General features: G+C 55.5%; 15 protein-coding genes and 1 tRNA gene. 5 read left to right on the top strand and 11 right to left on the bottom strand.

Annotation, left to right across the window (positions count from 1 at the left end; genetic code table 11):
• Positions 1-26: 26 nt before the first annotated feature.
• From BUA44_RS05380 to BUA44_RS05370, 3 genes are read right to left on the bottom strand one after another with little or no spacing between them, the layout of a single operon-like run.
• The gene (locus tag BUA44_RS05380) at positions 27-890 is read right to left on the bottom strand and encodes a radical SAM protein (protein ID WP_072809436.1); all 864 of its coding nucleotides are present in this window, start codon (positions 888-890) and stop codon (positions 27-29) included.
• 29 nt (positions 891-919) lie between these two features.
• The gene (locus BUA44_RS05375) at positions 920-1,996 is read right to left on the bottom strand and encodes a glycoside hydrolase family 5 protein (RefSeq protein ID WP_072809433.1); all 1,077 of its coding nucleotides are present in this window, start codon (positions 1,994-1,996) and stop codon (positions 920-922) included.
• A gap of 56 nt (positions 1,997-2,052) precedes the next feature.
• Positions 2,053-2,343: a hypothetical protein gene (locus tag BUA44_RS05370; protein ID WP_072809431.1), complete on the bottom strand. Its 291-nt coding sequence runs from the start codon at positions 2,341-2,343 to the stop codon at positions 2,053-2,055.
• Positions 2,344-2,429: 86 nt separating this feature from the next.
• On the opposite strand from BUA44_RS05370, the gene BUA44_RS05365 reads away from it, so the two are divergent.
• Positions 2,430-3,248 (top strand): menaquinone biosynthetic enzyme MqnA/MqnD family protein, encoded by an 819-nt coding sequence (locus BUA44_RS05365; RefSeq protein WP_072809428.1) that lies wholly within the window; start codon positions 2,430-2,432, stop codon positions 3,246-3,248.
• Between the two features lie 90 nt (positions 3,249-3,338).
• A complete protein-coding gene (locus tag BUA44_RS05360) occupies positions 3,339-4,208 on the top strand; it encodes a GGDEF domain-containing response regulator (protein WP_072809425.1) in 870 nt (289 codons plus the stop codon).
• 35 nt (positions 4,209-4,243) lie between these two features.
• Here the strand turns inward: BUA44_RS05360 and BUA44_RS05355 are convergent, their stop codons facing one another.
• From BUA44_RS05355 to BUA44_RS05320, 8 genes are all read right to left on the bottom strand, one after another.
• Complete coding sequence (locus BUA44_RS05355) at positions 4,244-4,882, bottom strand: bifunctional 4-hydroxy-2-oxoglutarate aldolase/2-dehydro-3-deoxy-phosphogluconate aldolase (protein WP_072809422.1); 639 nt, start codon at positions 4,880-4,882, stop codon at positions 4,244-4,246.
• Positions 4,883-4,886: 4 nt separating this feature from the next.
• Entirely contained in the window at positions 4,887-5,777 is an 891-nt protein-coding gene (locus BUA44_RS05350; protein ID WP_072809420.1) for a DUF58 domain-containing protein, read from the bottom strand.
• Positions 5,778-6,244: 467 nt separating this feature from the next.
• Positions 6,245-6,625 (bottom strand): Hsp20/alpha crystallin family protein, encoded by a 381-nt coding sequence (locus BUA44_RS05345; RefSeq protein WP_072809417.1) that lies wholly within the window; start codon positions 6,623-6,625, stop codon positions 6,245-6,247.
• A gap of 358 nt (positions 6,626-6,983) precedes the next feature.
• Positions 6,984-8,516 carry a carboxypeptidase regulatory-like domain-containing protein gene (locus tag BUA44_RS05340; protein ID WP_072809659.1) on the bottom strand — a complete coding sequence of 511 codons (1,533 nt, stop codon included), beginning with the start codon at positions 8,514-8,516 and terminating at the stop codon, positions 6,984-6,986.
• A 171-nt stretch (positions 8,517-8,687) separates the two neighbouring features.
• Complete coding sequence (locus tag BUA44_RS05335) at positions 8,688-9,980, bottom strand: TolC family protein (RefSeq protein ID WP_072809415.1); 1,293 nt, start codon at positions 9,978-9,980, stop codon at positions 8,688-8,690.
• A gap of 92 nt (positions 9,981-10,072) precedes the next feature.
• Positions 10,073-10,147 (bottom strand) — tRNA-Val (locus BUA44_RS05330).
• Between the two features lie 139 nt (positions 10,148-10,286).
• Positions 10,287-10,751 (bottom strand): PTS sugar transporter subunit IIA, encoded by a 465-nt coding sequence (locus BUA44_RS05325; protein ID WP_072809413.1) that lies wholly within the window; start codon positions 10,749-10,751, stop codon positions 10,287-10,289.
• Between the two features lie 116 nt (positions 10,752-10,867).
• Positions 10,868-11,632, bottom strand: coding sequence for a type I 3-dehydroquinate dehydratase (locus BUA44_RS05320; protein ID WP_072809411.1), 765 nt, complete (start codon positions 11,630-11,632; stop codon positions 10,868-10,870).
• A 327-nt stretch (positions 11,633-11,959) separates the two neighbouring features.
• On the opposite strand from BUA44_RS05320, the gene BUA44_RS05315 reads away from it, so the two are divergent.
• The 3 genes from BUA44_RS05315 to BUA44_RS05305 all read left to right on the top strand — a co-directional run bounded on the left by BUA44_RS05315 (position 11,960) and on the right by BUA44_RS05305 (position 14,667).
• On the top strand, positions 11,960-12,898 hold the full coding sequence (locus tag BUA44_RS05315; protein WP_072809409.1) for an Rpn family recombination-promoting nuclease/putative transposase: 939 nt from the start codon (positions 11,960-11,962) through the stop codon (positions 12,896-12,898).
• A 117-nt stretch (positions 12,899-13,015) separates the two neighbouring features.
• Entirely contained in the window at positions 13,016-13,207 is a 192-nt protein-coding gene (locus BUA44_RS05310) for a hypothetical protein (RefSeq protein ID WP_072809407.1), read from the top strand.
• Between the two features lie 170 nt (positions 13,208-13,377).
• Positions 13,378-14,667 (top strand): ATP-binding protein, encoded by a 1,290-nt coding sequence (locus tag BUA44_RS05305; protein WP_072809657.1) that lies wholly within the window; start codon positions 13,378-13,380, stop codon positions 14,665-14,667.
• Positions 14,668-14,948 lie beyond the last annotated feature (281 nt).

The following is a 14,948-nucleotide window of genomic DNA, read 5'->3' as shown; positions in this document are numbered from 1 at the left end:
GAATGACGCTTTCAAGGCGAGGGTCTTTATTTCTTCCAGCCCGTGTACTTCGCGGTTTCGAGAATCTCGTTGGCGTTTGCGACGCGCTCTGCGGTGGGGGATTGCGTGTCCTTGAGCGCGTACTCGATACCGAGCTCGGCATACTTGCCGAGGGCAAACGCGTGATAGGGGAGTACCTCCACGCGCTCTACGTTGCCCAGCGTGCGGATGAAGTCGCGGGTCCTTACGAGCGCCGCGTCGTCGTCGCTTATCCCGGGCACGAGCACGTGCCTTATCCAGATAGGCTTGTGGATTTCGTCCAGGTAGCGGAAGAAGTCGATGATGTTCTCGTTCCCGTGTCCGGTAAGTTCCTTGTGGACAACGTTGTCTATGTGCTTGATGTCCACGAGAAGCAGGTCGGTCACCTGCATCAGGCGCTCGATTTTTGCGAACGCTTCGCCGGAACGCCTGAACGTGACCCCGCTCGTGTCGATACACGTGTGGACTCCTGCCGCTTTCGCGAGCGTGAAGAATTCCAGCATAAAATCGAGTTGTGCAAGCGGTTCGCCCCCGCTGACGGTAATCCCGCCGTCTTTGCCCCAGTACGTCTTGTACCGCAGGGCCTTTGCAAGCAGGTCGCCGGCCGAAATCTCGTAGCCCGCGCTTCCATTGCCCGCGCTTCCATTGCCCGCGCAGTTATTACCTGCAATTCCACTGCCCGCGCAATTACTGCCCGCGCTTCCATTGCCCGAAATCCCAAGCGAGCCGGCTGCATTCCCGAAACTCCACGTCTCGGGATTGTGGCAGAACTTGCAGCGCATGGGGCACCCCTGCGTAAAGACGACGAACCGGATTCCCGGTCCGTCGACCGACCCGAAGGTTTCGAACTTGTTGATCCTGCCGAGTGCCATAGGGGTGCGGGGGTTGTGCGCCTTGTAGACTAGCCCTTCGCGAGCATGTCCATCAGTTCGCGGTCGAGCCTTTCGGGGTTGTTGTACTGCGGGAGGCTCTCGTGCAGCGATTCGCCCTTCGATACAAGCCCGAAGTCGAGGTTCTTGTAGTTCCAGTAGCTGAATCCCACGTCGGCCTCGCGCAAGATGTCGAGGAAGTCGCGCATCCATGCAATCTGGTACTGGCGCGGAACCTGCACGTACACGCCGAACTCGTTGCAGCTTACCGGCAGGTCATATTTCGCGCGGAAGTCGAGCGCATTCTGGATGCTCGCCTGCAGGCGTGCCTTGTCCCACTTGCCGAATTCCACGTTCAGGCGCGTTTCCGCATCGCCTGTCGGGGCGGCGTAGTCGCCGGGCCACGGGCGTTCCATGTGGAAGAACGGGTCCTGAATCCATGCGGCGCCCTGGTGCGTGAACGTCACCGGTGTGTAGGTGTGGAAACTGTAGATGGCGTTGTCGTCGTCCATCGGGGTGAGGAACTCGAATTCCTTCGCGCTGTTCCACTTGTTGCTGCCCACCACAATCGTGTTCTTGGGGGCGTGCTTGCGGATAGCCCAGAAAATTTCGTCCTTTACTTTATCCCAAACGCGGGAATCGCTACCGGCGGGCTCGTTCAGGAGCTCCATCATCACGCGGGACTCGTTGCTGTAGCGCTCGGCCATGTATGCCCAGATGTCGCAAGTTTTCTTGCGGGCGGCCGGGTCTGCAAAGAACGCCTGTTCCGTAGAGCAGCCCAGGTGAAAATCGTGACCCGGGCACTTGTGCAGGTCCAGAATCACGTCGAGGTCTGCCGCCTGGATTTCCCTGAGGGCCTTGTCCAGGAGCGAGAATTCCTCTGCCTTCGGCTTGCTCGCGTCGTCGGTTTCGAACAAGTTAAAGTAATCCACGGGCAGGCGCACGTGGTTGAACCCCGCCTCGCGGATGCGCTTGAAGTCGCTCGCGCCGAGGAAGGTCCTGATGTGTTGAATGACCCCAGGGAAACCCACGGGATCTTTTTCCTGGATGCAGTCCACCTGACTGAACCAGCCGCCCAAATTCACTCCGCGCAGTCTTTCCTTTTTCATTGTGTCATCCCATTTTGTTCGTGGCCTGGATTGGCCGCGCTTGCTTTGTACAAGTTCTACGTGTTAACGATATTCAGGTCTTCGTTCGCGATATTGAGGCCCATGATGACTTCCATATCGTCCGGAAGGTTGTAAAAATCCACGACGAGGCCGATTTTCTTGTCTTCGTCCTTCTGCTTGTCGAACTGGACTACGTCGTATATTTTCATCGGGACCACGGTTCCCTGTGTTACGGGAATCTCGACGGTCATGCCCTTGCTGATGGGGCCTTCGAGAATCTTGCCCTTGAATACGAGGCTTTTCTGGTCTTCGCCTACAGATGTTTTCTTAACGTGAAATACGCCCATTGCAGTTTTAGTCGATAGTCTTTTATTTGCGGTTGTTTTCTTTTTGTAGCCTACCAAATGCTACGGGCAAAAGTTAATTTTTTTACATGGCATTACGTGTAGGGAGAATTCCTTTTTTGGTGTGTGCGCCGTTTTTTCATGCCTTCCTGGGGCGTGAAAGCGAATTGTGCGATGTGGAGTTTGTCGATAGCCCGCCGAGCGTGCAGAGTGCGGGCCTCATGGACGGTTCCATCCACCTTTCTCCCGCATCCTCGATTACGTTTGCGCTCAAGCCCGGCGCGTTCGTGCTCTCGCCCGTGTTCTGCACGTCGTGCTCGTTCGAGGTGCGCTCGGTCAAGCTGTTTTCCCGCTACCCGATAGAGTCGCTTGCGGGCCGTCGCGTGCGCGTTACCTCGCAGAGCCGTACCTCGGTGGCGCTCCTCCGGATTCTGTTCGAGATGCGCTACGGGATTAGGCCCGAATACGTGGGAGGCCTTGCCGCCGAAGAGAGTGACGACGCCTGCCTGCTCATCGGTGACCTCGCCCTCGAGGAGAACGAGCGCGGGCGTTTCGCATACAGTTACGACCTGGGCGCGCTCTGGCAGGAATGGCAGGGGCTCCCGTTCGTGTTCGGGGCCTGGATCATTTCGAAAAACGCCCTGCAGGCCCCGCTCCGCCCCGTGCTCGACAGTTACCTGCAGCAGACGGAACAGAGCATTCTCGCTTTCCGTGCCGACGTGAAGGGCTCGCTCGACCGCTGGCTTTCTCGCTATCCGGTGGATTTGCCTCGGGACGTTCTCGAGGATTACTACCGCGTGCTCGACTACCGCTTTACCGATGAACGCAAGCGGTCGCTGTCGCTTTTTCTGGAACTTTCCTGCCGCATAGGCCTCGTGGAAAGCGCCCCCGCTCTAGAATTCCTGTAATGTTCCCATATATGTTCCATGTTGGAATGTAGCAGGGCATTGACTCTGCTGTATCTAAGAATATAGATTAGGTCGAAAGGAGTACCGTCTATGGTCGAAGAAAAGATTCTCGTGGTCGATGACAGCGCCGAGGTGCAGCAGCAGGTGAACGAGATGCTGTCGCAGGTGGGTTACAGCGTCGTGACGTGCAGTTCGGGCAAGGAGGCGCTGGATTTCCTCGATACGGAACGCGTCGACCTGGTTCTCTTGGACATAAACATGCCGGACCTGAACGGTTACGAGGTATGCCTGCGCATACGCCAGAAGTTCGCGCTCGACGACCTCCCGGTAGTGTTCCTCACGAACAGGGAAGATTACGACAGCATCACGAAGGGGTTCCATGCCGGAGCGTCCGATTTCGTGAGCAAGACGGCGGTACCCGATATTCTTTTGGCCCGCGTGAACGTGCATATACGGCTGGCCCGCACGCTCCGGTACCTGAGGGACATTTCCCTGACCGACGACCTGACCGGCGCGTACAACCGCCGCCATGCCATGTATTCCCTGCGCGAGTGGTTTGCCCGCAGTGCGCGGTACGGCACGCAGTTTGCCCTGATTTACTTTGACCTGAACGGCTTGAAACAAATTAACGACAGTTACGGCCACCAGGCGGGCGACCTGCTGCTGCGTGCGGTAGTGAGCGCGGTGAAGAAGCTGTTGCGTGAATCCGACCTGCTGTTCCGCATGGGCGGTGACGAGTTCATGGTGATTTGCCCCGACACCGACAAGCGCGGCGCGTTCATCTGTGCCGAGCGCATGCTTGAGGCGGTGAAGGCGGTGACTATCATCGAGCGGACGGTTTCGTTCGCCTACGGTATCGCGCATTCGAGCGAGGGCTACAAGGACACGGACGAAATGCTCCACAGCGCCGACGCCACGATGTACATGAACAAGCAGAAAATGCGCGACGCCCGCAGGTAGCGAGCGTGCCTTGCACCCGCAGGTAGAATTTTCCCTTAAATTACGGCCTTGACGGCATCGAGAAGTACGGTGAGTTTCTTCCCGATTTCGTCCCATTTCTTTTCGCGCATGAGGCCTGCGTTGAAGATGCTCCCGCCGAACGAGACGATGTTGCTCCCTGCGCGGAAGTAGTCGCCAACGTTCTCTGCGTTCACGCCGCCGCATGCCATGAGCTTTATGTCGCGGAAGGGCCCGCGCAGTGCCTTGATGTATTCGGGGCCTCCCACGCAGTTGACGGGGAATACCTTCACGGCGGTTGCGCCCAGGTCGTGCGCCTTCTGGACTTCGGTCGGGGTGAGTGCCCCCGGGATAATCGGGACCCCGGCCGTGCACGAAAGCCGGATGATGTCGTTTCTCGTATTCGGCGTGACTATGAATTCCGCCCCGGTATTGAGTGCCCGTTCGAGGTCGCCTCCGGTACGGACCGTACCCGCGCCCACGGAAATGCCGTACGGGCGGGCGGCTGCCTTCAGATCCTTGATGATGCCTTCGGCGCCATCCGTGTTCATGGTGACTTCGATGGCCTTGAGCCCGCAGCTTGCCGCCGTCTTGACGCAGGCTTCTTCTTCGCCGCGGGGAATGTCGCGCAGTATGCCTATAACGGGCATGTCTTTCAGGAATTCGATAAGATTCATAGAGTTATACCCTTGCAGCCTTTGCCCTGCGCCTGAAGTGCTCGATGAGCGGGGCAACGGTTTCCTTGAAGTCGTCGTGCGTCTCGATGCGCACGAAGTCAATCGACATGCGCTGGAACAGTTCCTTGGTCGCCTTGCCCTGGCGCTTTGCCTCGCGGGCGAACGCCTCGCGAAATGCCGCATCTCCGGTATCGATAAGGAGCGTTTCGCCGGTTTCGGGGTCCTCGAGTTCCACGAGTCCCGCGGGAGGCAGTTCCATTTCGCGCGGGTCCACCACCGATACCGCAAGCACGTCGTGGCGCTTGCGCAAAATCTTAAACGCGTTCTCGAAACCTTCGTCCAGGAAGTCGCTCATCACCACGACGACGGCACGGCGGTTCAGAATCTTGCCGGCATACTCCAGCGCCACCTGCGTGTTCGTGCCGTGGTGCTGCGGCTTGAAGTAGAGGATTTCGCGGATGAGCCGCAGCACGTGCTTACGGCCTTTTTCCGGCGGTATGAACAGTTCGACCTGGTCCGTATAAATTAAAAGTCCCACCTTGTCGTTGTTCTTGATGGCGGCAAAGGCAAGGAGCGCCGTGAGGGTCGCCATGACCTCTCCCTTCATCTGCTTGCCGGAACCGAACTCCGAACTGCTGGACGCGTCGACCATCAGGAGCATGGTCATCTCGCGCTCTTCGATAAACTTCTTCACGTACGGCGTGCCGGTACGCGCCGTCACGTTCCAGTCAATGGTACGCACATCGTCGCCCGGCATGTACTCGCGGACCTCGCTGAATTCCATGCCGTTTCCCTTGAAGGAACTATGGTAGGCGCCGGTCATCACGGTGTCGAGCGTGCCGCGAACGCTGAGTTCAATGCGGCTGACGGTCTTTAGAACTTCTTTATCAAGCATTTTGCAAATCTCTGCGGCCCCCTGCGGGCCTTACGGCTTTCAATATACAAAAAACGGGTGCAAAAGTGCAATTTTCGGGTGTTTCAGAGAGCAGTTTTGCGAAAAAGACAGACCAAACGGTCTCCGGATGAGCATTTGGTCTGCTTAATTTTAATTTATATGTAACAAAAGTATGCCCAAAAGCCCTTTTGCACTGAAAATTTTCCGAAATTTCCCTGAAAATGCGTTAAAAAGACACTTTTTGACATAAATTTTGTGAATTTGTCTGAAATTGAGCAGACCCAAAGGGCGAAAAGTCTGCATTTGGTCTGCTTTTGCCGGCAAAATTACCCGCAACGGCGGCAAAATTACCCGCAACGGCGGCAAAATTACCCGCAACGGCGGCAAAATGTACGCAAAAAAAGAACTCCCGGCGTAAACCGGGAGTCCCCTAAGGAGATCGATCAATGGAGTACACTTTTAATCGATTAGCCGATGGTCAGCTTGCGGGCTGCGGCCTGTGCCTTCTTTGACAAGTCGAATTTCAAGATGCCGTTTTCGAGCGATACCTTGATGTTCTCGGTGTCGATGTCGTCGGCCAAGCGGAAGCTGCGTTCGAAGGTGAACTTCTCGTCCTTGCTGCGGACACGCGTCGCCTTGACGGTGATGATGTTCTTTTCGACCTGGATGTTCATGTCTTCCTTCTTGACGCCCGGGAGCTCGACTTCAAGTGCGAAGCCGTTTTCGGTCTCGTAGTAGTCGGCCTTCGGCGTGTAGGTGCATTCGCCCTTGGCGGCTTCAGCGTTGAGGTTGTCAAGGAAGTTCTGGATGCCATAGAATGCGGTCGGGAGAATCTGTGCGTTGATCATAATTTTACCTCTTTTGGTTGCGGGCCCGTTTTGCGTGACCCTTTGTTTCTTGTTCACTCCCTTATAAGCGAACTTCGTGCCAAAACGGGAGCCAGCGCGTCGTGAAAATCAAAAATGCCGTTTTTTAGCGAAAAAAGCCACTTTGACAGCGTGTTCATGCCAAAACCGCTCCCCGCCGTTTCAAAAAGCCGCACGCGCCGTTTCGCACCCGAAACACTCTACATTTCATTTTAAAATGCCCGCGGCATCCCCTTCCCGCGATAATCTAGAAATGGCATCCCCTTCCCGCGATAATCTAGGTAAAAAGTGAACGGCCCCCTTGCGGGAGCCGTTCTGGGTTGGTTATGGAGGTAACTCTTTAGAACTGTTCGAAGAACTTGTGAACTTCTTCAGGAACCCAGGTGTTCTGCCAGCCCTGTCCGGTACCCGTGTTGGGGCCGTCATGTGCTGTCCACTGGTGTTCGCCGTTCCAACTGCACCACTTGACCGGGAAGCGCGGGTCGACAGTCGTGAAGTCATAGCAGAGGTGGCCTGCTGTGCCGTTGAATTCTTGCGGCTTTTCGCTGCTGGCATCGGTGAAGTTGCCATTGGCGTCGGCCTTGCCGTTACGCTTGAGGATTCTCGGGAGGGCGCTGGTCTTTGCGCGGTCGTAGTTGCACATGCCGTCTCTCTTGCCATGCACGCCCATCCAGGCAATCGGCAAGTTCTTGGCGTCATAACGACCTGTTCCTGCAGACGGGAGCCAAATGTTGTAGTCTGCAGTTGCGTAGACGGCTACAGCGCGGAGTCTTTCTTGCAAGTCCTGAGCGAGAGAGTTCGTGAACATGGCGCCGAAGCTAAATCCTGTGGCGAACACGCGGGTGGTGTCAACGCAGTAGTTGTCGAACATCGCGGTAATCATTTCGTCGACGAACTGGTGGTCTTCCTTGCCGTTCCAAGTACCGTTGTCGTTACCCTGCGGAGCGACGAAAATGTAGTCGCCGTTCTTGTCGAGCACTTGCTGGCCATAGTACGGAGTCGGGTGGTCGTAGTCCGGGCTGTGGTGCACGAAGTCTTCGGCCTTGGAGCCCATGCAGTGGTTAGCGATGAGGAGCTTGTGCGGCTTGTTGTTGTCGTAGTTCTTTGGCAAGGTGATGAAGAACGTGCGGTTCTTGCCGCCGACATTCAGGTTGTACTTCTTGCCGTTTTCGACGGAACCAGTCGACTGCAGCGTGGAGTTCTTGCCGCATCCCTTACTCGGGCGCGGGTCGTTCTTCAATGCATAGCCGAATGCAAACTGTTCTTCGGCCGGGGTGGTCTTCGTGAGTTTCACGTCTACCGTAGTGTCGAGCGTGCCGAGCGGGACGGAGAGAGTGTCGTACCCTTCGGCGACGAACTGGAGCGCTTCGCCCTGCTGGACTTCCTTGAGGAGTGCGCGCCCTTCGCTATCGAAAGAGTTGGTGTAGGTGCCGCTTGCATTGAAGCGGATGGTTTCCTTCGCGCTACCCATGGAGACCTGCGCAAAGTACGTGCCCTTGGCCTTCACGCCGGAGGAAAGGTCCACCTGGCCCGAACCGTAGAGCGTCTGGCTGAAAACCTTGTTGCCCAGCGGGTCGAAAATGCGCACCTGCACCGAGCTGCTCCCGTTCTGCGAATACGAGAGGATGCCCGAATTGATGCTGATGAAACCCGGGTTGTGCACCGCGGCTCCCTTCAGCCCGATGGTTTCTTCCTCTTCGTGAATGGTAAATTCGCCCTTGTTGTCCGTTGTTGTGGTCTTGTTTTCCTTGACCAGCGTGACCTGGGCTCCCTTGATGGGCATGCTGCTTTCGTCGGTGACCTTGCCGCTTACGGTATATGCGAAAGCGGTCGATACCGCGAGGGACACTCCAATAACCAGAAGATTTTTCATCTTCAACACTCCTTTTTTGGTTATCCCATTACGCCACTAAGAAATTTATTCTAATAGGGGCGTTTTTCGCTTCGCGTAAACGAGAAGTTCATGGACAATTTATCCACGTAATGTAAAGTTTTATGAACGGAACGCGGCGGTTGTCCGCGAGCCTTGACGGTCGCCCGCGCCTTAGTCCAGCTTGCCCTGGTACAGGTCGAGCACCTTCCGGGCGAGCAGGCTCGTGTACTTCGCGTTCACGAGCGTCACCTGCGCCTTCTCGAGGTTGTTCTTCTGGGTGAGGTAGTCGGTGTAGGTGAGGGCGCCAGCGTTCCGCTGTTCCTCGGCCACCAGGAGCGCCTCGTTCTCGGCTTCCACCTGGAGTATTGCCGCCTTCCACTGCATGTCGGCGCTCACCGCGTTCAGGTAGAGCTTCTCGATGTTGTTCTCGAGGTTCTTGGCGGTTTCCTGCATGCTGAGGCCGGCCTCGCTCTCGCTTACCTGCGCGAGAAGCACCTTGTTGTTCGTGGAACCGCCATCGTATATGGGGATGTTTATGCCGAGCGATACGGAGTTCTGCCAGCCGTACTTGAGCTGGTCGCCGTATGCGCCCGACTCCCAAGCCTGGAGGCCCGTGCTGGAGTTAGCCCCGAGCGTCACCGTGATGGAACTGCCCTTGCCCGCGACCTCGGTGTTCTTCTTCGCCGCGCGGACCGAGACGCTGTCGGACTTGAGGCCCGGGTGCTGTTCCCTGACCGCCTTCTTGAGGTCGGCGAGCGCGGGTAGCGGTTCAAGAGAATCGGGGGAGGCAATTGCGGATTCCGGCGCGGAGATATCGAACTCGGCGTCGTCGCTTAGTTCCAGCAGCTGCCGGAGAGTTGTCTTCGCGGTACTTACCGCAAGCTGCGCCGAGAGTTGCGCCACCTGCTTCTGCAAAACGTTGGACTGGCTCTGCGTGAGGTCCTTCTTGGTGATGGAGCCCGCCTCGAAAAGCTTGCCGTAGTGCTCGAATTCCGCCTGCGAGAGTTCCACGGAGGCGTCTGCCGTGCGGAGGTTTTCCTGTGCGGCGAGCAGGCTCATGTAGGCGTTCAGCACGCTCTCCTGGATGCTGCGTTCGGTCTGCTTTGTGGCGAGTGCCGCGGACTGCTTCTTGAGCTGGTTCACTTCGACGGTGGCGCCGCTCACCCCGCCGTCCCATAGCGTGTACGAGCCCGAAATGCCGAGGTTCAGGCGGTAGTGGTCCTCGTCGTGGACGAACGGGTGGTCGTAGAGCGTGTTCTGTATGCTTGCCGAAACGGTGGGGCGGTTGCTGACGCTCGCCTGCTTGATGTTGATTTCGGCCTGCTGTTCGCGCAGTTTCGCGGATTCGAGCGAGAGGCTCTTTTCCTTGGCCTGCTTGAGGCACGCTTCGAGAGTCCAGGTGTCTGCCTGGGCGAGGGCTGCCGTCATGAGGGCTGCGAGAATTATAGCCTTTCTGTTGTTCATGCCTTTTAGATGCCCGACCTCGTGCGCAGGTTGCAGTTTTCTTGAGCGTATAAGATAACAAAAAAGGCCCGCATGTACGGGCCTTCCTTGAGTGGACGGTACTGGATTTGAACCAGTGACCTCTGCCGTGTGAAAGCAGCGCTCTAAACCAACTGAGCTAACCGTCCGAGGTGGGTGCAAATATATAAAAGTTTGTTTCGGGTGTCAAGGGATACGTGGTTAATAGTCATTAGTTGTTAGTCATTAGCAGAAGCAAGGCCCTGATGGCGCAGATCTAATAACTATTGACCAATGACCAGTGACCAACTACAGGTACTTGTCCTCGGCGGCGCGGAGGATGGTCAGGAACTCTGCCGGGGTCTTGGCGGCGATGAGGTCCTTGCGCACGTTGCCGTCGGCCAGGAGGCGGCTCACGGAGGAGAGCGCCTTGAGGTGCGGGCCCACGGTGTTGCCCGGGCTCACGATGAGAATAAGCAGGTAGACGGGCTCCCCGTCGAACGACTGGAAGTCGAGCCCCTTCTCGATGGTGGCGGCCACCATGCACATGCGGTCCACGTAGTCAATCTTTGCGTGGGGGACGGCAAGTCCGCAACCGATACCGGTGGAACGGCTCTGCTCGCGGTTCCATACGGCTTCGAAAATCTCGTCCCGGTGCTCGAGCTTGTACGCGTTGCACAGGGTGTCAACCAGTTCGTTCAGGACAGCTTCCTTGGTCGTACTCGCGGAGTTGATCAAGATGCAGTTGTCGACGAATCTTTCAGAAAGTCGCATGTTTCTATTCCTCTACTCTATTCCACCAACATTTTAGCAAAATAAGGCCGGGTTTTGTATAGATGTATAGTTAAAATAAGATTTTGACTGCAAAAAGTGCGTTTTTTTAAGAAAAACTACAATTTCGCGAAGGAATTCAGCACGTCGGCGGGGGTGGTGAGGCCGGGGAGCTCGCGGAGGGCGCGTGCCATTTTCAGGACGTCCACCTGGCCGGGGGCCTGCGCCTGCCCGATAGACCCGTAGGTGAGGTTCGCCCCTTCCTTGAGCGACCACACGCGGCTCGCCTTGCCCGTTTCGCCCATCCCGAAGGCGGCGAAGAGCTCGAAGTTCTGCGAGTGGATGCGCGCGAACTTGTACAGGCGCTCGCAGTCGGTGTCGCCGTTGCTCATGGCGGCAATCTTGAGGCCGTCAGCCTTCACGCGCAGGCAGTCGCGGGCGAAGTCGTCCAGTTCCTGCTGGCTCGGGATGCGCAAGAAGTTGTGCTGCGATACGAGAACCCTTGTCTTGCGCAGGTCGGCGAGGTTCTTCAGGTTCTTGAAGTCGTACAGGCAGTCCTGCTCCAGGTCGAGCCACTCTGGTACGTCGCCCTCGGCGAGAATCTTTGACCAGAGCGGGATGCGCGAGTACGCGTCACGGTCGGGGAACCTGCCGCCGTCCCGTTCCAGGCGGATGGTGCCTACCTGCATGGCGTGCGGGGCGATTTTCCTCACTCGCTTCGAAAGCGCGGGCCATTCCTTTTCGGGGAAGAAATCGTAGCGGATTTCGAGCGCGTTGCATGCCCCGATGTCGATGGACACGGGGTGTGCCGCGTCCGCCTCTACTGCGGAGAGGACTTCGGGGCCGACAAGGCCGACCAGGAATTTTTCGTTGCTCGCGGGCATGCGGTAAATATAGGAATTTTGCTAGACCCAAAATGAACTCTTTTCTCGTCATCCCCGCGCTGAAAGCGTCACCCTCGCGACCATTCTCGTCATCCCCGGCTTGACCGGGGATCTTTGTAGCCTTTTTCGTCATCCTCGCGCAGGCGGGCGGACAGCACTTAGCACTTTAGTGCTTAGTGCGCGTGGCCACCACGGTGGGGATCTTTTTGTGTAAACAAAATTTTCACACCTCTTTTGGCTTATTTTCGCCGCGAAACCGTTTTATAGTATAGATAGGGGAGTCCCTGTCCGCGAAGCGGTCGCATTGCCGCGCAAAAGGACCATAAAATGGCTGTGAACAAAGCCGATTTGAAAAAAGAACCGAAGGTGTCCGTGCGTCGTAAGCACGATCCCTTCTTCCGTTACATCTATGCTGTCCCTGAGAATGCTCGTGCCCTCCTGCGGCTTGCGCAGTACCGGAATCCTGAACTCCGCAGGATGCTTGCATCAGTCGATATGCAAACCCTTGAACTCATTCCCGGTAACTACAGCAATGTGAAGGAGTGGGGCGAGGCGGACCTTGCCTTCAAGGCGAGTCTCAAGAACGGTCCCGAAATCTTCGTGGGTATTCTTCTTGAACATAAGTCCTACCGCAAGAAGGACGTGCTCTCGCAAATCTACCGCTATGTATTCGAGATCATGGTGAACAAGGGCTCGTCCGATTTCGGCTGGTACCCGACGAAGGCTATCATCATCTACAACGGCCAGAAGGACTGGGACCCTATGGCAGAATTTCGTGCGAAGTTCAGGGGCGAGTTCAACGGTCGCGAATTGCCTTTTGAATGTGTCCTTGTGAACCTTGCCGATATTCTCGACAGCAAGTGTATTGCCGAAAAGAACATTGAAGCAGCCGTTGGCGCGTTGGTGATGAAGTACGCGTTCGATGGTGAAAAGTTGAAAGGTGTCGTGAAACAAATTGTTCGGATGCTCTCGAAGATGGAAAATGAATCGAGGGCTACCCTTGTCGAAAAAATTGAACTATATTTGCAGAAAACCCTTCGCCTCGGCAATGGAAATGCAAGCATTTCCGCTGCTCTCGGCTTGAAGGTTTTTGGGAGAGTACATCGACGAAAATGTCGTAGAGGAGTTGCGTATGCGCATGAGTATAGGACAGGCACTGGGTATTGTTACTGCCGGCGACCGTCGCCGTGCTGCGGAGCGCAACGGCCTTCGTCGCGGCAAAAAGCTCGGAGCACAGAAGGAACGCGAAAAGAACGCCGCCCGTGAGGCTAGGATTGCGGAATACCTCCGTTCCATTGGCGTTCCCGCCGAAAAAGTGGACGCGGCTCTCGCCATCAAATGACAAAACGAAACGACTCGTCCTTATTCGGCAAAATAATTCATATGCTCAGCAACATCATGAAAGACATCGACAAGTCGTACTGGGAGTACGGCGCAGCCCGGAAAGCGAAGAAGGAAGTGGCAAAGAATTTCCTTCTGGACGGCGATTCTGTTGAAAAAGTGGCCCGCAATACGGGGCTCCCCCAGTCAACCGTCCTTGAACTCAAGAAGGAAATCGATTCGCCGGATACATGACCCGCGCAACAAAACACTTTAAGCCCGTTCATTGAACGGGCTTTTTCGCCGGGCTTTTTCTTTTAAGCCCCAAAAAAATGTGTGGAAAACATCCATTTAGTCACGAAAAAATGTAGTATATTGTTGATTTTAGCCCTGAAAAAATGTATATTGAGCCTGGAGGTACCTTTGTGGAACGGTTCGCAATAGAAAAAATGAAGGCGTGGAAGGATAGTCCAAGGCGAAAACCGCTTGTCCTTATGGGCGCCAGACAGGTTGGCAAGACCTGGCTTATGAAGGAATTTGGCCGACAATTCTACAAGAAGGTGGCCTATGTTTCTTTCTATAATAACGAGTCTGTTGCAAAGGAATTCGAATCTGACTACGACGTAAAAAGGCTGCTGTCGGTTCTGAACATCGCTTCTGGCGTGACCATTACGCCAGGCGACACGCTCATCATTTTGGACGAAATACAGAATGCGCTGAAGGCTTTCGAATCGCTGAAGTATTTCTGCGAAGACGCGCCCGAATACCATGTGATGGCGGCGGGGTCGCTGTTAGGAGTCGCCTTGCATAAGGGCGTATCGTACCCTGTCGGTAAAGTGGATCTTTTGTCGCTCCATCCGCTCAGTTTTCGCGAGTACTTGTGCGCTGTCGGTGAAAAGCCGCTCTCCGATGCTTTGGCGACAAAGGATTATTCGCTAATCAGCGTGTTCCACGACAAATATACGCACCACTTGAAAAACTATTACTATGTCGGCGGGATGCCGGGAGTAGTCGAAGCCTTTAGAGAAAACAGCGATTTTCAGAGTGCCCGTGAAGCGCAAAACGCCATCATCACCCAATATAGGGGCGACTTCGGAAAGCATGCCAGCGCAAATGAACTTCCCAAAATAAACATGGTCTGGGATAGTATCCCCATGCAGCTCGCCAAGGAAAACCGGAAATTCTTTTTTGGGAAAATGAAAAAGGGTGCCCGTAGCGGCGATTTTGAGGTGGCAATTCAGTGGCTTGTTGATAGCGGGCTTGTGCACAAAGTAAATCGCGTAAACGAACCTCGCGTGCCCCTCTCTGCATATAAGGAATTCTCGGTATATAAGTTGTTCGTGCTTGACGTAGGGCTGCTTTCGGCAATGAGCGAACTTGACATCAAAACAATTTTGGAAGGAAGTCGTCTGTTTGTCGAGTTCAAGGGAGCCCTGACAGAACAGTTTGTCTTGCAGCAGATTATATGCGAGACCCCTTATACACCATATTACTACGGCACGGATAAGGCGACCTTCGAACAAGATTTCCTTTTGCAAATAGGAATGAATGCCGTCCCGGTGGAAGTCAAGGCAGAAACGAACGTCCGCTCGCAAAGCCTCAAGGCGTTCTATGACAAGTTCCATCCCGAAAAGTCAATCCGCTTTTCGCTTTTACCTTACAAGGACCAGGATTGGATGGTGAATATACCTCTTTATTCGGTTTGTAATCTGTAGGCTCTCGCCCTTCAAATGACAAAAGCGTGACATGCTTGTTGGCCGGAGTCGTCTTTAGACGTTTTTCGCGGTTTGTTTGCTGCAAAAAATGGGGGCGACCCCCGCGACTCTTCTCGTCATCCCCGCGCTGAAAGCGTCATCCCCGCGAAGGCGGGGATCTTTGTAACCCTTTCTCGTCATCCCCGCGAAGGCGGGGATCTTTGTAACCCTTTCTCGTCATCCCCGCGAAGGCGGGGATCTTTTTGTGTAAACAAAATTTTCACGCCCCGTTTGGCTCATTT

It is taken from the genome of Fibrobacter sp. UWR3, from assembly GCF_900143055.1.
Lineage (GTDB): Bacteria > Fibrobacterota > Fibrobacteria > Fibrobacterales > Fibrobacteraceae > Fibrobacter.
The sequence above is the reverse complement of the archived record's forward strand: the minus strand, read 5'-3'. Positions and strand labels throughout refer to the sequence as shown.

Bases quoted from the DNA above. Each gene is read 5' to 3' on its own strand.
- BUA44_RS05380 (WP_072809436.1), bottom strand. From the start codon at position 890: ATGGCACTCGGCAGGATCAACAAGTTCGAAACCTTCGGGTCGGTCGAC.
- BUA44_RS05375 (WP_072809433.1), bottom strand. From the start codon at position 1,996: ATGAAAAAGGAAAGACTGCGCGGAGTGAATTTGGGCGGCTGGTTCAGT.
- BUA44_RS05370 (WP_072809431.1), bottom strand. From the start codon at position 2,343: ATGGGCGTATTTCACGTTAAGAAAACATCTGTAGGCGAAGACCAGAAA.
- BUA44_RS05365 (WP_072809428.1), top strand. From the start codon at position 2,430: ATGGCATTACGTGTAGGGAGAATTCCTTTTTTGGTGTGTGCGCCGTTT.
- BUA44_RS05360 (WP_072809425.1), top strand. From the start codon at position 3,339: ATGGTCGAAGAAAAGATTCTCGTGGTCGATGACAGCGCCGAGGTGCAG.
- BUA44_RS05355 (WP_072809422.1), bottom strand. From the start codon at position 4,882: ATGAATCTTATCGAATTCCTGAAAGACATGCCCGTTATAGGCATACTG.
- BUA44_RS05350 (WP_072809420.1), bottom strand. From the start codon at position 5,777: ATGCTTGATAAAGAAGTTCTAAAGACCGTCAGCCGCATTGAACTCAGC.
- BUA44_RS05345 (WP_072809417.1), bottom strand. From the start codon at position 6,625: ATGATCAACGCACAGATTCTCCCGACCGCATTCTATGGCATCCAGAAC.
- BUA44_RS05340 (WP_072809659.1), bottom strand. From the start codon at position 8,516: ATGAAAAATCTTCTGGTTATTGGAGTGTCCCTCGCGGTATCGACCGCT.
- BUA44_RS05335 (WP_072809415.1), bottom strand. From the start codon at position 9,980: ATGAACAACAGAAAGGCTATAATTCTCGCAGCCCTCATGACGGCAGCC.
- BUA44_RS05325 (WP_072809413.1), bottom strand. From the start codon at position 10,751: ATGCGACTTTCTGAAAGATTCGTCGACAACTGCATCTTGATCAACTCC.
- BUA44_RS05320 (WP_072809411.1), bottom strand. From the start codon at position 11,632: ATGCCCGCGAGCAACGAAAAATTCCTGGTCGGCCTTGTCGGCCCCGAA.
- BUA44_RS05315 (WP_072809409.1), top strand. From the start codon at position 11,960: ATGGCTGTGAACAAAGCCGATTTGAAAAAAGAACCGAAGGTGTCCGTG.
- BUA44_RS05310 (WP_072809407.1), top strand. From the start codon at position 13,016: ATGCTCAGCAACATCATGAAAGACATCGACAAGTCGTACTGGGAGTAC.